Origin of the sequence: Actinoplanes sp. TFC3, assembly GCF_001553785.1 — a bacterium.
In the GTDB taxonomy this organism is placed as follows: domain Bacteria; phylum Actinomycetota; class Actinomycetes; order Mycobacteriales; family Micromonosporaceae; genus Actinoplanes.
The window spans coordinates 5169370-5186728 of the sequence record NZ_LOJP01000001.1 but is presented as its reverse complement, the minus strand read 5'-3'; the positions used below and the strand labels follow the sequence as shown (position 1 = coordinate 5186728).

Here is a 17359-nt window from a genome sequence, read left to right as displayed (position 1 = left end):
GGCGTGACGACCGCTGAAGCCACACCCGCCGTTTCGGTTTGGAAGCGACCCGGTTTTCGCCGGCTCTATGCGGGCGCAACCATTTCCTGGTTCGGTAGTGAAATCAGTGAGCTGGCAATTCCTCTGCTCGCGATCTCCACCCTGCACGCCACCTCCGGCGAGGTCGGGCTGCTGCGGGCCGCCCAGTTCGCGCCCTTCCTGCTGCTGACCCTGCATGCCGGCATCCTGGTCGACCGGATGCGCCGGCGCCCGCTCATGGTGGTCGCCGACTTCGGCCGGTTCGCGGCCATCGGGGCCATCCCGCTGCTCATCTGGCTGGGCTCGCACAGCGTCATACCCCTGCTGTTCCTGGTCTTCATCGCGGGTGCGCTGACCGTCGTGCACCAGATCGCCGACACGTCCTACCTGCCGAGCCTGCTGGACCGGGACGCGTTGATGTCGGCAAACGGCAAGCTCGGCGCCGCGGAGTCCGCCGCGAAACTCGGTGGGCAGGGCATCGGCGGTCTGCTGGTGGCGTGGCTGACCGCGCCGTTCGCCGTGCTGGTGGACGCGTTGAGCTATCTCGTCTCCGGTTTCCTGGTGGCCGGCATCCCGCATCGCGAGCAGCGTCCGCCCCGGCCCGAGCAGCGCCGGCTGCGCACCGAGGTCCGCGAGGGACTGGACTTCGTGCTGCGCAGCCGGATCATGCGGGCGCTGGTCGGTGAGGCGGCGACGTACAACTTCGCCAATGAGATCTTTCTGGTCGGCTTCTTCCTGTGGACCGCGCGCGACCTGGGCCTGTCGGCGTTTGTCATCGGGCTGCTGCTGAGCCTCGGTGCGGTGGGCGCGTTCGCGGGGGCGTCACTGGGTGAGCGGCTGTCCAACCGGTTCGGCTTCGGGGTCACCATGCTCGTCACCATGGTGGTGGGCAACGGGGTGGCGCTGCTGGTGGTGTTCGCGCACGGCGGCGGTGCGGGCACGATCGCGTTGCTGGCCACCGCGTTCCTGGTGCAGGGTTTCGGCACCGCGCTGGCCAACGTGCACAACGTGACGCTGCGCCAGACCGCGGTTCCGGAGGAGTTGCGCGGCCGGGTCAACGCGTCGTACCGGCTGATCTCGTGGGGGGTCATCCCGCTGGGCGCCGGGCTGGGGGGCGTGCTGGCCGGGGCGTACGGCGACCGTACCGGCGTTGTCATCGGTGCTGTGGGCCTGGCGTTGTCCTCGCTGTGGGTCGCCTTCTCGCCGATCCCGCGCATGCGCACCGCCCCGCGCGAGGACGACCTCGCCTGAGCTTCTCCGATCAGCCGGAAAGGGGGACTTCCGGTTATCGGAAGTCCCCCTTTCCGGCGTTGCGTCAGGAGACTTGCAGGCGGCGCTCGCGAAGCTTGTTGTAGTACGGCAGGTGGTAGCGGTAGAACTCGCTGAGCTCCGGGTCGTTCAGCACGTCGATGCTGTCACCGGCGTCAGGGCGGCGCTCGAAGCCACTGCTGTTGCCGGCGTCGCGGTGCCAGCGCTCGGTACGCTGCCACTGCGAGGGCATCCCCGAGTTCCACTGCAACGCCTCGGGCTGGAAGCCGATGCCGATCCGCTCGCAGTACGCCTTGACCGTCGCCTCCGGACGGTCGATGAGGTCGTCGGAGTCGACCACCACGGGTTCCTTGCCGGTGGCCGCCTCCACGGCCGCGTAGATCTCGTACAGCCGGGCGATGCCGATCTCGTCTCGGGTCAGCTCGGAGTTGAGCGCCTTGTGCGACGCGATGACCTCAGCCGGCTCGCGGATGATGAACGTGTGCACCGCCTCGCGCAGGAACGTGGCGTCGGCGAGCAGCCCCGGGTAGTGGAAATCGGTGGTGTCCTTGAAGAATGAGCGGCCAGGCAGGGCGCGCAGGGCCGCGATCAGCTCCGCCTCCCCGCGTACGGTGGTGCCGTCCACGTCCGCGGTGCCGAAGTCGGCCACGTGTGAGAACGGCTCGTGCACCACCCGGAAGTCGCCGCGCTCCATCACCATCCGCTCGAACGCGGTGGACCTGCTGCGCGGTGCGCTCCACAGGGCCAGGAGAAGCTGGCTGGTCTCCTCGCCGGCGGGTCGGGCATCTGCCATGATCAATTCCTTTCGGGCGTCGGAAGTGTGGCATCTACCCACTGCCGCCGCGGTGAACCGCGGTCGCGGCACATGTCAGCGCGACGCTTACCGCATTTAGGCACAGCGCACATCGAGCCCATTTCTTGTACGCGGGTGACGCCACGGTAATTGCGCATCACGCGGAATCGCAGGGAGCCCGTTCCGGCTTGAATTCGAGGTGTGCAGAACATCGACCTCTCACCGCTTCTCGACAATGTCGGGACCTCGACCACCGCCGATACCTCGGCCGGTCGGTTCAACGTGTGGGGCAATTCCTTCGCCGCGGAGGACCTGCCCGCCCCGGGCTCGGTCGTCATGGTCGACGCCGTGCCGTTCACCATCCCGCCGGTCGGTACCGGAGCGCCGGACAACGTGCGCTGTGCCGGCCAGTACCTGGCCCTGCCCGGCGGCCCGGCCACCGCCGACTGGATCCACGTGCTCGCCGCCGGTGAGCGCCGCGTCGAAGACGAGATAGCGCTGCACTTCGCCGACGGCTCGGTCGACTTCGAGCCGGTACGGGTCTCCGACTTCTGGGCCGCACCGCCGGCTTTCGGCGAGACCCGGGCGTTCGCAACGCTGATGAACTACCCGATCCACACGCAGTTCGGCGTGCCGGCCTCGGTGTGGTCGCAGCGGGTACCGGTTACCCGGCGCGCCCCGGTCGTCGGGCTGGGCCTGCCGCGCAACCTGGCCCTGCACATCTTCGCCGTCACCCTGCAGCCGGTCGCTGTTCTCACGGGCGGCGCAGTTCTCACGGGAGGCGAGCGATGACCGCGGTAGCCGATGCGCAGCAGAGCACCCGGGTGGTGCGCCCCAGCCAGGCACGCCGCCAGCCGCCGACCTTCTACCGCGACCCGCTGAGCTGTCTGCAGTCCATCTTCGGGGCGCTGGTCACCGACGCCGGTCACGACCCGGTCGCCACGCTCGGCGCCCGCTGGGAGTTCCGGCACATCCCCGGCGACGTGCGACCCGAGGAGTTCTACTTCCCCGAGCGCACCCAGGGCGACACCGCGGGCAGCATGATGCCGTTCCACCCGGTGCACTCGGCCTGGTCGGTGCCCGCCGAGGACGACCCGCTGGGCGAGCTGGCCGAGCTGATCGAGCGGGGCATCCTGCCCATCGCCGCGGTCGACAACTACTACCTGCCGTTCCGCCCCGCCTTCCACGACGTGCACGCCGCGCACCTGGTGCTCGTGTACGGCGTGGACCGGGCCCGCGGCCTGGTGCTCATCTCCGACACGATGCCCCCCGCGTTCGCCGGGCCGATCCGGGCCGAGGACTTCCTCAACGCGTGGGGCTCGGCCAACCCGGCAGACCACCAGGACGCGTTCTTCAGCGACTCCGGCATCGGTCGGCGCTACCTGAGCGTGCAAGTCGGCACCGACTGGCCCGACGAGAGCCCGGCCGCGCTGGCCGAGGTGCTGCGGACCAACGACGCCGACCTGACCGCCGGCCTGGCCGGCGAAGCTGCACAGTGGACCGGGCTGGCCGGGCTGGGCCGTTACGTCGAGCACGTGGTCGACGCCGCCCGCGACGCTCAGGCCGGGCCGCTCAAGGAGCTCTACACCTTCGGCTGGAGCCAGCAGGCGATGTGCACCCTGCACGGCGAGTTCCTGCGCACCCGCGGCAGCCAGTGGGACATCCCCGCGCTGCGCGAGGCCGGGCGGGCCGTGGAGACGGTGGCGCACACCTGGAGCGGCCTGCGGGTCACCGCGGCGCACGGCTGGCCCGACCCGCTGGCAGCCGCCGATGACCTGCACCGGCACGGCACCCGGCTGCGCCAGCGGTACGAGAACGCCGCGGTGGCCGTACGACGTGCTCTAGCTGTTCTGTCCCAGCCCGCCAAGGAGGAGGAGTGACGTGGACAAGCTCGCCGTGTTCGGGGGGCAACCCGCCGTACCCCGAGACCAGCGATCGGTGACCTGGCCGATCATCACCGAGGAGGATCGCAAGGCCGTTCTGAACGTCATCGACAGCGGCGAGCTTGTTTCCAACAGCGACACCCCGACCGCCGTGGACGACCTGGAGGCCCGCTTCGCCGAGAAGGTCGGCGTGGCCCGCTGCGTCGGGTTGTCCAACGGCACCACCGCTTTGCAGATCGCGTTGGCGGCGCTGGGGGTTGGCCCCGGCGACGAGGTCATCGTGCCGGCGCTCAGCTTCATCGCCTCCGGGCTGGCCCCGCTGCACCAGATGGCGGTGCCGGTGTTCGCCGACATCGACCCGGTGACCTTCACGATGGATCCCGAGGACGTCGAGCGCAAGGTGACCTCGCGGACCGCCGCGTTGCTCCCGGTGCATCTGCACGGCATGCCGGCCGACATGGACGCGCTGCAGCAGATCGCGAACCGGCACAGCCTGGCGATTGTCGAGGATGCGGCTCAGGCGCACGGGGCTTCGTACCAGGGTCGCCAGGTTGGCTCGCTGGGTAACGCCGCGGCCTTCAGCCTGCAGGTCACCAAGAATCTGCCCACCTGCGGCGAGGGTGGCCTGCTCACCACCAACGACGAGGCGCTGGCCGACAAGATCCGGATGACCCGCCAGTTCGGCGAGATCATCGAGGCCGGTAAGCCCCGCGACTACATCTCCTACCACCTGGGCTGGAACTCCAAGCTCAACCCGATCCAGGCAGCGTTCGCCGCCAGCCAGCTCAGCCGCTTCGACGACTACGAGCAGCGCCGCCAGGCCAACGTGAGCGCATTCCTCGACCGGCTGCGCCCGCTGGCCGGCCTGCAGGTGCCTGCCGAGCGCCCCGGCTCCACCCACGCCTGGCACATCCTGCGCTTCCGCTTCGACCCGGCGGCGATGGGACTCGACGGTGTCCGCCCGACCGCTCTGCGCGGTGCGCTGCGCCGGGTGCTGCGCGCCGAGGGCGTGCCGCTGTCGCAGTACCAGCTCATGACCCTGCCGCAGCAGCAGGTGTTCCAGGAGCGCACCGGTTTCGGCCGCGGCTACCCCTGGGCTGCCCTGGAGGGCGGGAGCGCGCCGGACGCCGGTCACCCGGTCGCCGAGGCGATCATCGAGGACTCGCTGACTCTGCAGAAGCGCCACCTCAACCCGGACAGCGGCCCGCTGCTGCAGCGCTACGCCGACGCGTTCGAAAAGGTCTGGGGCAACCTGGACCTGCTCGCCAAGCTGGCGAGGGCCGAGTCGTGACGCTGACCGCCGGCCCCGGGACCGAGGAGCTCAAGGCCCACGCTTTGCGCATCCGCGAACGGATCGTGGACGTGTGCGCCACTCCCGAGGGCGGTCACCTGGGTGGCTCGCTGTCGCTGGTCGAGGTGCTGACCTCGCTGTACTTCGACATCATGCGCGTCGACCCCGGCCACCCCGACGACCCCGAGCGCGACATCTTCCTGCTCAGCAAGGGCCATGCGGCCATCGGGCTGTACTGCACCCTGGCTGAGCGCGGCTTCTTCGACCCGGAGGAGCTCAGCGGGTACGCCACAACGGGCAGCCGGTTCATGGCCCACCCGGTCAAGGCGGTCCCCGGCGTCGAGATGCCCACCGGCTCGCTGGGTCACGGGCCCGCGCTGGCCATCGGGTTCGCGCTGGCGGCCCGGCTGTCCGGTTCGGCGCGGCGCACGTTCGTGGCGATCGGCGACGGCGAGATGCAGGAAGGCTCGGTGTGGGAAGGCGCGATGGGCGCCGCCGCACTGGGCCTGGACAACCTGGTAGCCATCGTGGACCGCAACGGTCTGCAGCTGACCGGGGCGACCGAGGACATCGTGCCGATGGAATCGGTGGGGGAGCGGTGGCGCAGCTTCGGCTGGGCGGTGCGAGAGGTCGACGGCCAGGACATCGCCCAGGTACGTGCGGCGCTCGCCGAAACCCCCTGGGAACCCGGGCGCCCCAGCGTGCTGGTGGCCCGCACCACCAAGGGCGCCGGTGTCCCGTTCGTGGCCGGCAACGCCAAGAGCCACTACGTGAACTTCACCGAACGCCAGCACGGCCGGGCCCGCTCGGCCCTGCGCCGCAGCGCACCGCGGGGAGGCGGCGATGAGTGACACGCTGCCCACCCGGCAGGCGTACCGCAACCGCCTCGTCGAGTTGCTGCCCGAGCACGAGCGGGCGATCTGCCTGGACACCGACACCGGGCTGTTCTCCGGGGTCGACTTCGGCTCGGCCGCCGAGCGCTACGTCAACATCGGGATCGCTGAGCACAACCTGATGGGCATGGCCGCGGGCATGGCGGCCAGCGGGTGGACGCCATACGTGAACACGATGGCCGCGTTCGCCACGTCCCGGGCCATCGAGGCAATCAAGATCGACATCGCGTACAACGCGGTGCCCGTACGCATCATGGCCACCCACGGCGGCCTGTCCGCCGGGCACCTGGGCCCGACCCATCAGTGCCTCGAGGACCTCGCGGTGATGCGTGCCCTGCCGAACATGACAGTGGTGGTGCCCGCCGACGCCGAGGCCACCACGGCCCTGGTCGACGACTCGCTCACCCTGCCCGGCCCGCTGTACGTCCGGCTCGGCCGCAAGGCCACCCCACCCCTGCCCGGCGCCGAGCGCCCGGTCATCGGCAAGCTGCAACGGCTGCGCCCCGGTACCGAGGTCGTCATCGTCGCCTGCGGGCCGTACCCGGTGCACGCCGCCCTGCAAGCCGCCGACCAGCTCACCGGCCTCGACGTGGGCGTGGTCAACGCGCACACGCTCAAGCCGTTCGACGTGGCCGGCTTGCTCGACGCCACCGCCGGGGCACGGCTCGTCGTCACGGTCGAGGAGCACTGGCGCTCCGGCGGGCTCGGCGCGGCCGTCACCGAGACCCTCGCCGAACACAACCCCATCCACGTGAGCCGCATCGGCATGCCGGACACGTTCGCCGGCTACGTCGGCTCCCAGCAGGACCTGCTCGAACACTACGGCATCACCGCCGATGCCGTGGTCCAGGCAGTGCACCAGCAGCTCACCGCCACCCGATGATCAGCACCGTCCAGAAGGGAAACCCCCGTGATCGCCGCCTGCCCTGAATGCGAGAACAAGATCGACCTGCCCGACACGACCCGGCTCAGCGAGGTGGTCGAATGCTCCGACTGCCGCAGCGAGCTCGAGGTTGTCTCGACCGACCCGGCGCTGCTGGTCATCGCGCCCGAGGCTGAAGAGGACTGGGGCGAATGAGCGCCTCGATCGGTCTGATCGCATCGCGGCTGCGTCTGGAGGAGAAGCGTCTGCTCGACGCGTTCGCCCAGCGCAACGTGGAGGTGGAGGTGGTCGACCCGCGCGCGCTGCGGTTCGGCCTCACCCAGACGAGCCTGCCCTGGCAGGTCGCCCTCAACCGGGAGATCTCGGGGACCCGGGCACGCTACGGCGCGCTCAGCCTCGAGGCCGCCGGGGTCACCACGCTCAATTCCGCAAAGGCCAGCGAGATCTGCGGCGACAAGTGGCAGACTTCCGTGGCGTTGCGGGAGGCCGGCGTTCCCACCCCGCACGCGGCGCTCGCTCTGACCCCGGAGGCCGCGCTGGACGAGATCGCCGAGATGGGCTATCCCGTCGTACTCAAGCCCCTCAGCTCGTCGTGGGGCAAGCGGGTGTCCCTGATCCGCGATGCCGATGCGGCGGAAGCGGTGCTGGAGCACTGTGCGGCGTTGCCGTCGCCGCAGGCGCACCTGATCTACCTGCAGGCGTACGTCGAGAAGCCCGGCCGTGACATCCGGGTCGTGGTCGTCGGCGACCAGGCGGTGGGAGCCATCTACCGCTCGTCGAAGGGCTGGCGTACCAACGTGGCGAAGGGAGCGACCACGACGATCTGCGACCTGCACGGCGACCTCGCCGACATCGCGATCGGCGCGGCCCGTGCGGTGGGTGCCGATATCGCCGGCGTCGACCTGGTGGAGGACACCGACGGTCGGCTGCTGGTGCTGGAGGTCAACAGCGGCGTCGAGTTCGCCGGTTTGCAGCGGGCTCTGGGTGAGGGGTGTGACGTGCCCGGGAAGATCGCCGACCTGGTCATCGAGCGCGCCGGTGCGGTTCCCGCGGGAGCCCTCTCATGATCAGGGCTGCGGTGCTCGGCGGGGCCGGCTACATCGGCGGTGAACTGCTGCGCCTGCTCGTCGGCCACCCCAAGGTCGAACTGGCAGCCGCGGTGTCCAGCCGGCTTGGCGGCAAGCGGATCGACGGTGTGCACCCCAACCTGCGGGGGGTCACCGACCTGACGTTCTGCAGCGAGGAGGAGCTTGGCGAGTACGACGTTCTGTTCCTGGCATCGGCGCACGGCTCGACGATGTCCCTGTTGCCCCGGCTGGCCGGGCACGCCAAGACGGTCATCGACCTGTCCGGCGACTTCCGGCTGACCGACCCGGCGCAGTACGAGCGCTACTACGGCATCGAGCACACCGCTACCGACCTGCTGGGCGACTTCGTGCCCGGGGCGCCGGAGCTGGCCCGCGAGGCGTTGAAGAGCGCCGACCGGATCGCGGTGCCCGGGTGCATGGCCAACGCGGCGATCCTGGCTTTGCGCCCGGTGGCCGCCGAGGGGCTGATCGAGCCGGACGTCACCATCGACGCCCGGACCGGTTCCAGCGGCTCGGGGGCCACCGCCGGCTCGAACAACATCCACGCCGAACGCAGCGGTGCCATGCGGGTCTTCGCACCCGCCGGGCACCGGCACGAAGCCGAGATCGCGCAAGCCTGCGGGGTCCGGCCAACCATGACCGCGACCGGTGTGGAAGCCGTGCGCGGGGTCCAGGTGCTCTGCCGGGCGCAGCTGCGCGACGGAGTGGACGAAGCCGCGGTACGACGGGCGTACCGCAAGCACTACGCCGGTGAGCCGTTCGTGCGGGTCGTGGCCCAGCGCCGCGGTGCGTACCGGTTGCCGGAGCCCAAGATCCTGGCTGGTTCGAACTTCTGCGACGTGGGCTTCGCAGTCCGTGAGGAGCCCCGCCAACTGCTTGCGGTGGCGGCGCTCGACAACCTCGTCAAGGGTGGCGCCGGCAACGCCGTGCAGTCGCTCAACATCCGGATGGGCTGGCCCGAGCGGCTCGGCCTCGAATTTCCCGGCTTGCATCCGGTCTGATCACGCAGTTCGCTTCGCCGCCGCGTGGAGTCCGCACGGGCTCCACGCGGCACCCCTCCCGCAGTCCCCGCCGCACGTAGGAAGGACGTACCGATGAACAACGACGAGAAGGCGCCTGTCACCGTGGTCAAGATCGGCGGCAATGCCGAGGTCGACGCCGATGTTGTCTGCGACGACATCGCCTCGCTGGTCGCGGACGGCCGCCGGGTGGTGGTCGTGCACGGCGGATCGGCCGAGATCGAGCGGCTTGCCAGCGAACTGGGTGTCCCGCAGACCAAGCACGTCGCCCCGGACGGGGTCACGTCGCGGCGCACCGATGAGAAGACCATGGAGGTCGTCACGCTGGCCCTGGCCGGCTCGGTCAAGCCCAAGCTCATCCGCGCGCTGGCTCGCCGGGGCGTCCGGGCGCTCGGGCTGACCGGTTTGGACGGGCACCTGATGCGGGCCCGGCGCAAGAAGGCGCAGCGGGCCGTCGTGGACGGGCGCACGGTCATGGTGCGCGACAACCTCGCCGGCACGGTCGAGCAGGTGGATACCGCGGTGCTGAGCCTGGCCCTGGACCAGGGCATCGTGCCGGTCATCTCGCCACCGGCCATCACCATCGACGGCGAGGCGGTGAACGTCGACGCCGACCGGGCTGCCGCCGCGGTGGCCGCAGCGGTTCGGGCCGACGAGCTGGTGCTGCTCACCGGGGCGGCCGGGGTGCAGGCCCAGCCGGACGACCCGGACTCGGTGCTGCCCGAGGTGGCAGTGGAGCCGGCCGGGCCGCCGCCGCGTTGGGCCAAGGGTGGGATGGCGCTCAAGCTGGTTGCCGCCCGCGAGGCGCTGAACGGTGGTGTGCCCAAGGTCATCGTCGCCGACGGGCGCAGCAACAAGCCGGTCCGGGAGGCGCTGGACGGTTCCGGCACCAGAGTCGTGGTTGCCGCGGCCGACGATCGGATGGCGGCGTGAACAACGACGAGGCGGTCGAGCTGCTGCACCGGATGATCGACATCCCGTCGCCGTCGGGCCGTGAGGCCGATGTAGCCGATTTTCTCGCGCACGCGCTGGCCGGTGCCGGGCTGCGCTCGCGCATCGACGAGGTCGGCAACGTGGTCGGCGAGATCGGCACCGGCGACGGCCCGACGATCGCCTTGATCGGTCACATGGACACGGTGGACGATCCCATCCCGACGAGAGCCACCGGCAGCCGCATCTACGGTCGCGGTGCGGTGGACGCCAAGGGGCCGCTGGCGGCGATGATCGCCGCTGCGGCGACTGCCGGCCCGCAGTTCCCGGGCACGCTGATCGTTGCCGGGGTGGTCGAGGAGGAGACGCCGGCCTCGCGCGGGGCCATGAACGTGCGGCGCCAATGGGAGAGCCCGGACGCGCTCGTCATCGGTGAACCCAGCGGGTGGAACGGCATCGTGCTGGGTTACAAAGGCAAGGTGGACATCGCCTACAAGGTGCACCGGGCAGCGACGCACCCCAGCAACCCGGTGGAAAAGGCGGTCGAGGCGGCTGCGGCCTTCTGGACCACCGCGGTCGAGGCAGCCGGACCCGAGCGCAGCCACGCCGCGTTCGACCTGCCCGGCATCACGCTCTACGAACTGACCGGCGACATGGTCGACGCACGGCTCGAGCTGAGCTATCGCACGCCGCCGGGCTTTGACATCGAGGGCGTGGTGGCGCGGCTGCGGGAGGCGGCCGATGACGGGGTCGTCGAGGTGCTCAATGCGGTCCGCGCGGTGCGGACCACCAGGCGCGATCCGGTGGTGCGCTCACTGACCGCGGGCATCCGGGCGCGTGGCGGCACCCCGCAACCCAAGCTCAAGACGGCCACCTCCGACATGAACACCCTGGCCGAGGTCTGGGACATCCCGATGGCCACGTACGGCCCGGGGGACAGCTCGCTGGACCACGCGGAGAACGAGCACATCGTCATCGAGGAGTTCCTGCACGGCGTCGGGGTGCTCGGCACCGCGATCGAGGAGCTCAGCGTGGTGCTCAAGGAGAAGGTGAGGATCTGAGTACAGACCGATGCGGACCGGCACCACGAAGGCTCATTCTTCGTGGTGCCGCTGCCTTTCCCGGTACGCCCGCACGCGCGCCCGGTTGAGACACGTCTGCGAGCAGTAGCGTCGCTGCCGCCCGGGCCGATCCAGATGGGCGTCGGCACAGTCGGCGCCGTCGCAGGTGCGCAGCCGCACCCAGCCGTCCTCGCGCACCACGGCCAGCAGGGCCAGCCCGCATCCGGCGGCCAGCAGCTCATCTGGGGAGTCGATCCCGCTGTGCCACTGCACCGCGCCGTGCTCGTCCACGACCGGTGCCGGTGCGGCCGCGGCGAGCAAACCGTTCAGGGCCTCGGCCCGCTCGGCATCGGTGTCCGCGGCGAACACCTGATAGACGCGCCCGGCCACGTCGCCGTGCTCGCCCGCCCCGATGAGCCCCGCGGCCCGGCGGGGGATGCCGGCGTGCTCGTTGACCAGGGTGACGAGCTTGTCGAGGTCGATGTCGGGTACCACCATCCGGCAATAGTAACCCCTTCCCGGCATAAAGTGGTTACTGGGCGGGTACCCCCTGCGTCATGGAGACCGGAGCTCTCGTCGACGTGACCGTCCTTCCGACCTTCCTGGCCGCCGTAGTGCTGATCTGCGTGGCACCCGGGCCCGACATGGCGTACATGGTGGCCACCGGAATAGCCGGCGGCCGGTCAGCGGCCAGCCGCGCCGCGTTCGGGGTCTCGCTGGGCGTCGTGGTCTACGCCATCCTGGTGGCGGCCGGGCTGGGCCTGGTCGTGGCCCGCCACCCCACGGTGCTGACCGCCCTGCAGATCTTCGGCTGCGCGTACCTGCTGTGGCTGGCCTACGACACCTGGCGCGACGCCCGCAGCGAATCGCCGCTGGACACCGACGCCGAGGACCACGGCTGGTTCCGCCGGGGCCTGATCGTCAACCTGAGCAACCCCAAGTGCATGCTGTTCTTCCTGGCGTTCCTGCCGCAGTTCCTCGGCGGCGCCAAGCAGCCGGTGCTGCAGATGCTGATGCTGGGCCTGCTGTTCCAGGTGATCGGCCTGATCGTCGACATGGCCATCGGCTGGGGGGCCAGCAGCGTGCGCGACCGGATCCTGAGCCGCCCCCGGGCCCTGCGCGCGATGACGTACGTTTCCGCCTCGGTTTTTGTCGTGCTGGCCGCCGTCGTCGGCATCGAAGGTGTCCGATCCCTGTGAAGGCGTAGGGGAAATGAAACGGCGCGCCGTCCCCCGCCAGGGACAGCGCGCCGCGCTTGGTGCAGAAGAGCGATCAGAACGGCGTCATGACGATCCCGGCCTGCCGGGGGTCGCCGTCGTGCACGAGCGACTCCTGGTTCTGCACATCGTCGAAGGCGAAGGCGTACGCCTTGCCGTCCACCATCTGGTCGTGGATCACCTTCGCGTAGTGGTTGCTCGGCTCACCCTGGTAGAAGTCCGCGCCGGTGCCGCTCGGCTGGGTGTCGAGCCGGCCCAGCGTGGTGCGCTGCATCGCGGCGCACAGCGTGCGGGCGATCGGACCCACCACCAGGTCGTTCGGGGCACCCAGGGCACCGTCGCAGCCCCACACGTTGGCCGTCGACGGCTTGGTGAACGAGGCAACCACCTTGCCGCTGCCGTCGGTGAAGTTCATGACGTTGCCGCTGGTCTTGCCGAAGAACTTGGTGTTCGGCTGGTCGCCGAAGGGCACCACGGTCAGCGTCTTGCCGGCGTACGCGTTCCACGCCGAGGTGATGTACGGGTCCAGGTACGTGGCGCTCATCAGCCCGGCATCGGCTGCCTTGCCCGGAGCCAGCACCCGCAGCACCGTACCGTCGGAGCGGGTCACCACGCTCTTGGCAAAGGCGCTCTGGCCCTTGATCGCGTCGATGACCTTCTGCCGCCCGCCGGTCTTGAGCTCACCGGTCTTGCTGGTCGCGCCGTTGCCGCCCTGCACGCTGACGATGTGCGGGACCGCGAACATGTCGACCTGCGAGCTGTTGAGCCACAGCCCCGAATCGTTGAGCGTGAACTCGCTCCAGTCGAACAGAATGTCGTGGTTCGGGTCGCCCGAGGCCCACGGCGCGGGCTGCACCAGCCCGTCGGTGGTGAGCCGGAAGTCGAGCTTCTTGCCGAACGACATGTACAGCCGCCCGGACAGGTTCTTGGGCATCTTGATGGTGGTGCTGCCGCCGTTGGCCGGGCCCGGGATCGACACGTCGGGGGCGGGGACCGGAACCGGCCCGCCGCCGGTCCAGTTGGTGAAGGTTCCGGCGCTGGTGACGTACCCCAGCTTCCCGGTCGTCAGGTTGACGCCCAGCAGGTAGAGGTAAACGGCGTCGGAGCGCCCGGTGTTGTTGGTGACCGTGACCGGCAGCAGGTTCGAGGCCGGCGGCGGGGCCGGGTTCTTGGTCGGCGGCGTGGTGGGTGCCGTCGTGGGCGGCTTGGTGGCCGGGGTGGTGGCCGGCGGCTTGGTCGTCGGCGTGACCGTGGGGACGGTCGTGACCGGCTTGGTGGTGGCCGGCGCGGTTGTCGGCTGTGTGCCGCCGCCACCGCAGGGCTGGCCGTTGAGCAGGCAGTTGATCGGGGTGCCGCCGCTGCCGGTGAAGCCGAAGCTCGCCTTGGCGTCCACCGCGATGCTGCCGTTCCAGGCGCGGTTGGTGAACGTGCGGTGCTGGCCGCTGGCCGTCATGTCGGCTTCCCAGAAGCTGCCGATCGTCGCGCCTGCGGGCAGGTCGAACTCGACCTTCCAGGCGGTCAGAGCCTTGGGCCCGCCGTTGACGATGGTGACGTCGCCCTGCCAGCCGCTGCCCCAATCGGAGGTCTTGGTGAAGGTCGCAGTGGTCGCCGCAGCCGAAGCGGGCAGGGCTATCCAAGCGGTTCCCGTGGCCGCCACCACGGCGGCCACGCTGAGGATGAGAGATCGCTTACGGGGCATGCGCTTATTATTAGGAGTCTTAAACGGTCAGCGGTTAATTAAGACGATCATTAAAGTTCCGCTAAGCGGGGGCTGATCCAGGAGCAACCCCCGCTTCCGGTACGTCCTAAGCGCGCCCCCACTTCTGGTTCGCGCCACCGACGCAGTCCCACAGGTGCAACTGGGCGCCGTCGTTGCCGTTCCAGTCCTTGATGTCGACGCACTTGTTCGCCTGCGGGTTGACCAGGTCACCGGCGGCGGACAGCACGAACTGCTGCGCCGGGTTGCCGCTGCAGCCAACGATCTGCACCGCCGCGCCGTTCGCCGTCGAGCCCCACGCGATGTCCAGGCACTTGTTGTTCGAGGTCTGCAGGGTGCCGTTCACGAAGGTCCAGCGCTGGGCGGCCGTACCGTTGCAACCCCACATCTGCACGAGCACGCCGTCGGAGAAGTTGCCGTTCGGCACGTCGATGCACTTGTTGTTCCAGTTGCTGACCACTGCGCTGGTGCTGCCGCTGCCCCCGCCCGAGGTGGTCAGCGAGAGCCCGTACACGCCGAGGATCTCGTTCACCGGCTGGAACCAGGTGGTGCCGCCGCTCGTGCAGTTGCCGGTCACCCCCGAGGTCACGCCCTGAGCCTGGTTGCCCGAGATGACCGAGCCGCCGGAGTCACCGGGCTCGGCGCATGCGCTCATCCGGCTCAGCCCGTTGACCGCGCCCTGGGCGTAGTTGACGGTCTCCTCGCGGCCCTGCAACGTGCCGCAGCGCCAGCCCGTGGTGCGGCCCGAGCGGCAGATCGAGCTGCCGATCGCGGCGTCCTGCGACCCGGCGACGATCACGTTGCCCCCGGCGTAGTTGTTGACCCAGGGCTGTGGGGTCCAGTTGCCGTTGGTCCGGATCCACGAGTAGTCGTTGCCCGGGAACGACGAGCCGGCGAAGGTGCCCTGGGCGACGTTGTTGTTGCCCAGCGTGGGGCTGTTGACGCCGCCGCAGTGCCCGGCGCTGACGAAGCCACCGGCGACCGGGAAGCCGACCGAGCACAGCGTGTTGCCGTTGATGACGTACTGGTCGCCGCCGCGGATGTCGTACACCGTCCGGGGGGCCTCGGCGGTGGTGACGACCTCGACCGCGCCGGCGCCGCTGTCCTGGGCGAACGTGCGGGCGGTGGCCTCGGCACCCGGTGCGGCGTCGATCACCACGGTGTTGCGGGCGACATCGACGTGCCAGCCGCGGATAGTGGTGCCCTTGAGCCGGCCGGCGGCCTTGTCGAGCTTCGTGCGCGCCGCCTTCAAGTCGCTCTGGCTGCGGGTGACGAGCTGAGGAAGGGCGCCTTCGGATCGTACGGCGGCAGCTTGCTTCTGATCGGTGATGCCCACCGTGAGCCGGTCGCTGCCGTCCTGGATCCACGCGCCGGCGAAGGTGTTGCCCAGCCGGGCCGTCAGCCGCCTCTGGATCACCGGGGCAGCCGCCTCGGTGGCCAGCCGGGCCGCGATCTGGTCGTCGTTGAGGTGCAGGTCACGACGCATCGCCGCAACCATGCCGGGGTCGATGTCGAAGCGCGCCGCGGCGGGGGTGGCAGCGGCTGCGGCGCTCGAGGTGAAGGTCACGGCGGGTACGCCGGCAGCGAAAGTCAGTGCCGCGGCGGCGACGCCGAGCGCTTTCGGAACACGGGGCATGGGGATGTGGTCCTTCCGCTGATCTGGGAAGACGGGGAAGGAGAGCGCTCTCTGGATCGGAGTCTGTCGATTCGTTAACGAGCTGTCAACATTGTTTGCTGATCTTTGCGCGGGGGAGGACTATTGCTGCTTCTCGCCGTTGCGGCGGCGACGTGCAAAGCTCAACGCGGAGGAACCGGGAAAGGGGTCGCGGGCATGGGCATGGTCAAGGTGGTGGGGCTGGTGCTGCACCCGCGCCGCGACTGCGGGGCCGCGATCGACGCCATCGTGCGCTGGGCCGCCTCCCGCCAGGTCACCGTGCTGGGCCTGCACGACGAGATCACCCGCATCGACTGCGACGCGGTGGCGGTCTCGGCCGAGGAGATGGTCGAGCGCGCCGGGCTGCTGGTCAGCCTGGGCGGTGACGGCACCATGCTGCGCACCATGCGCCTGGTCGAGGGGCGCAAGACCCCGGTGCTCGGGGTCAACGTGGGCCGGCTCGGGTTCCTGGCCGAGGTCGACCTGCCCGACCTGGACGGCGCGCTGTCGGCGATCGACGAGCACAACTTCACCGTCGAGTCGCGCACCGCCGTGCGCACCGTGCTGCCCGAGGGCAAAGAGGTGTCGGCGTTCAACGACATCGCCATGGTCCGGGTGCCCGGCGACGGCCTGGCGCACATCGCCATCAACGTCGAGGGCAGCAACTTCGTGCGCTACGCGGCCGACGCCGTCATCGTGGCCACGCCGACCGGTTCGACCGCCTACAGCTTCTCCGCCGGCGGCCCGATCGTCTCGCCGAACGTCGAGGGCCTGCTGGTCAGCGCGTCCGCCGCGCACTCCTCGTTCAACCGCTCGCTGGTGCTCTCGCCCGACGAGCAGCTCGACCTCGACGTGCTGGCCACCAGCGGGCGGCTCGCCATCGAGGTCGACGGCATCATCCAGGGCTACGCCGGGGCGGGCGACACGCTGCGCATCACCCCGGTCCCGGCGGCCGCCCAGGTGATCCGCTTCGGGCGCACCTCGTTCTACGAGCGGGCCCGGCGCAAGCTGCGCGTCGAGGGCAGCGCCCAGGTCGGTGCGGGCGACCCCGGGGACGCCGTGGTGGTGGACAGCTTCGAGCAGTCCCGCTACGAGGTCCAGATCGGCGGTGAGCTGGCCGGCGTGCTGCACTACCGCCGGCACGGCGAGCAGATCGAGCTGGCTCACACCGACATCGACTCGGTGTTCGAGGGCCGGGGCCTGGGTGGCCGGCTGGCTGCCGCGGCCCTGCTCGACGCCCGCCGCCGCGGCACCCCGGTGAGCGTGACCTGCCCGTTCGTCACCGGCTACGTCGAACGTCACCCCGAATACAAGGACCTGCTAGCCGCTTCGGAGGCCTCCGCGTGAGCGATCCCGTCTGCACCCACCTCGACGAGGCGAAAGATGTCACGCCGTCCGGCCAGGGCTGCGTGGAGTGCCTCGCCTCCGGCGGCCGCTGGGTGCACCTGCGCGTCTGCATGACCTGCGGGCACGTCGGCTGCTGCGACTCCTCGCCCGGCAAGCACGCCACCGCACACTTCCACGCCGGCTCCCACCCGCTCGTCAGCTCCTACGAGCCCGGCGAGGACTGGTGGTGGTGCTACCAGGACGAGGCCGCCTTCTCCGTCCCCGACCGCCCCACTTTCACCTACGGCTGAGGACTG

General features: G+C 70.2%; 18 protein-coding genes. 14 read left to right on the top strand and 4 right to left on the bottom strand.

The window, feature by feature from the left end:
* Positions 1–3 precede the first annotated feature (3 nt).
* A complete protein-coding gene (locus tag TFC3_RS23355) occupies positions 4–1269 on the top strand; it encodes an MFS transporter (protein WP_067503768.1) in 1266 nt (421 codons plus the stop codon).
* Between the two features lie 64 nt (positions 1270–1333).
* On the opposite strand, the gene TFC3_RS23350 is transcribed toward TFC3_RS23355, so the two are convergent.
* Positions 1334–2080: a hypothetical protein gene (locus TFC3_RS23350; RefSeq protein WP_067503765.1), complete on the bottom strand. Its 747-nt coding sequence runs from the start codon at positions 2078–2080 to the stop codon at positions 1334–1336.
* Positions 2081–2281: 201 nt separating this feature from the next.
* Here TFC3_RS23350 and TFC3_RS23345 point away from each other — a divergent pair, with 201 nt between their 5' ends.
* The 10 genes from TFC3_RS23345 to TFC3_RS23300 all read left to right on the top strand — a co-directional run bounded on the left by TFC3_RS23345 (position 2282) and on the right by TFC3_RS23300 (position 11128).
* Complete coding sequence (locus TFC3_RS23345) at positions 2282–2872, top strand: hypothetical protein (protein WP_201787204.1); 591 nt, start codon at positions 2282–2284, stop codon at positions 2870–2872.
* A complete protein-coding gene (locus tag TFC3_RS23340; RefSeq protein ID WP_082772249.1) occupies positions 2869–3960 on the top strand; it encodes a BtrH N-terminal domain-containing protein in 1092 nt (363 codons plus the stop codon). Before TFC3_RS23345 ends, TFC3_RS23340 begins: the two co-directional genes overlap by 4 nt.
* Before the next feature lies 1 nt (position 3961).
* Positions 3962–5254 carry a DegT/DnrJ/EryC1/StrS aminotransferase family protein gene (locus tag TFC3_RS23335; RefSeq protein WP_067503760.1) on the top strand — a complete coding sequence of 431 codons (1293 nt, stop codon included), beginning with the start codon at positions 3962–3964 and terminating at the stop codon, positions 5252–5254.
* Positions 5251–6105 (top strand): transketolase, encoded by an 855-nt coding sequence (locus TFC3_RS23330; RefSeq protein ID WP_236718269.1) that lies wholly within the window; start codon positions 5251–5253, stop codon positions 6103–6105. The genes TFC3_RS23335 and TFC3_RS23330 overlap by 4 nt, the downstream gene beginning before the upstream one ends.
* Positions 6098–7030: a transketolase family protein gene (locus TFC3_RS23325; protein ID WP_067503757.1), complete on the top strand. Its 933-nt coding sequence runs from the start codon at positions 6098–6100 to the stop codon at positions 7028–7030. Before TFC3_RS23330 ends, TFC3_RS23325 begins: the two co-directional genes overlap by 8 nt.
* Before the next feature lie 27 nt (positions 7031–7057).
* A complete protein-coding gene (gene lysW / locus TFC3_RS23320) occupies positions 7058–7225 on the top strand; it encodes a lysine biosynthesis protein LysW (RefSeq protein ID WP_067503753.1) in 168 nt (55 codons plus the stop codon).
* Positions 7222–8097 (top strand): RimK family alpha-L-glutamate ligase, encoded by an 876-nt coding sequence (locus TFC3_RS23315; RefSeq protein WP_067503750.1) that lies wholly within the window; start codon positions 7222–7224, stop codon positions 8095–8097. The genes lysW and TFC3_RS23315 overlap by 4 nt, the downstream gene beginning before the upstream one ends.
* Positions 8094–9119, top strand: coding sequence for an N-acetyl-gamma-glutamyl-phosphate reductase (argC, locus tag TFC3_RS23310; RefSeq protein ID WP_067503747.1), 1026 nt, complete (start codon positions 8094–8096; stop codon positions 9117–9119). Before TFC3_RS23315 ends, argC begins: the two co-directional genes overlap by 4 nt.
* 93 nt (positions 9120–9212) lie before the next feature.
* Positions 9213–10070 carry a [LysW]-aminoadipate kinase gene (locus TFC3_RS23305; RefSeq protein WP_067503742.1) on the top strand — a complete coding sequence of 286 codons (858 nt, stop codon included), beginning with the start codon at positions 9213–9215 and terminating at the stop codon, positions 10068–10070.
* Positions 10067–11128 (top strand): M20/M25/M40 family metallo-hydrolase, encoded by a 1062-nt coding sequence (locus tag TFC3_RS23300; protein ID WP_201787203.1) that lies wholly within the window; start codon positions 10067–10069, stop codon positions 11126–11128. Before TFC3_RS23305 ends, TFC3_RS23300 begins: the two co-directional genes overlap by 4 nt.
* A 33-nt stretch (positions 11129–11161) precedes the next feature.
* Here TFC3_RS23300 and TFC3_RS23295 read toward each other — a convergent pair whose 3' ends face one another.
* Entirely contained in the window at positions 11162–11626 is a 465-nt protein-coding gene (locus TFC3_RS23295; RefSeq protein WP_067503740.1) for a CGNR zinc finger domain-containing protein, read from the bottom strand.
* Between the two features lie 59 nt (positions 11627–11685).
* On the opposite strand from TFC3_RS23295, the gene TFC3_RS23290 reads away from it, so the two are divergent.
* Positions 11686–12327, top strand: a complete 642-nt coding sequence (locus TFC3_RS23290) for a LysE family translocator (protein WP_067503737.1) — start codon at positions 11686–11688, stop codon at positions 12325–12327.
* Positions 12328–12400: 73 nt separating this feature from the next.
* On the opposite strand, the gene TFC3_RS23285 is transcribed toward TFC3_RS23290, so the two are convergent.
* Positions 12401–14044: a beta-1,3-glucanase family protein gene (locus TFC3_RS23285; RefSeq protein ID WP_067503733.1), complete on the bottom strand. Its 1644-nt coding sequence runs from the start codon at positions 14042–14044 to the stop codon at positions 12401–12403.
* Positions 14045–14150: 106 nt separating this feature from the next.
* The gene (locus TFC3_RS23280; RefSeq protein WP_067503729.1) at positions 14151–15698 is read right to left on the bottom strand and encodes a ricin-type beta-trefoil lectin domain protein; all 1548 of its coding nucleotides are present in this window, start codon (positions 15696–15698) and stop codon (positions 14151–14153) included.
* A 195-nt stretch (positions 15699–15893) separates the two neighbouring features.
* Between TFC3_RS23280 and TFC3_RS23275 the strand changes: the two genes are divergently transcribed.
* On the top strand, positions 15894–17063 hold the full coding sequence (locus tag TFC3_RS23275; RefSeq protein ID WP_067503726.1) for an NAD(+)/NADH kinase: 1170 nt from the start codon (positions 15894–15896) through the stop codon (positions 17061–17063).
* Positions 17060–17353, top strand: coding sequence for a UBP-type zinc finger domain-containing protein (locus tag TFC3_RS23270; protein ID WP_067503723.1), 294 nt, complete (start codon positions 17060–17062; stop codon positions 17351–17353). Before TFC3_RS23275 ends, TFC3_RS23270 begins: the two co-directional genes overlap by 4 nt.
* The last annotated feature ends 6 nt before the right edge of the window (positions 17354–17359 follow it).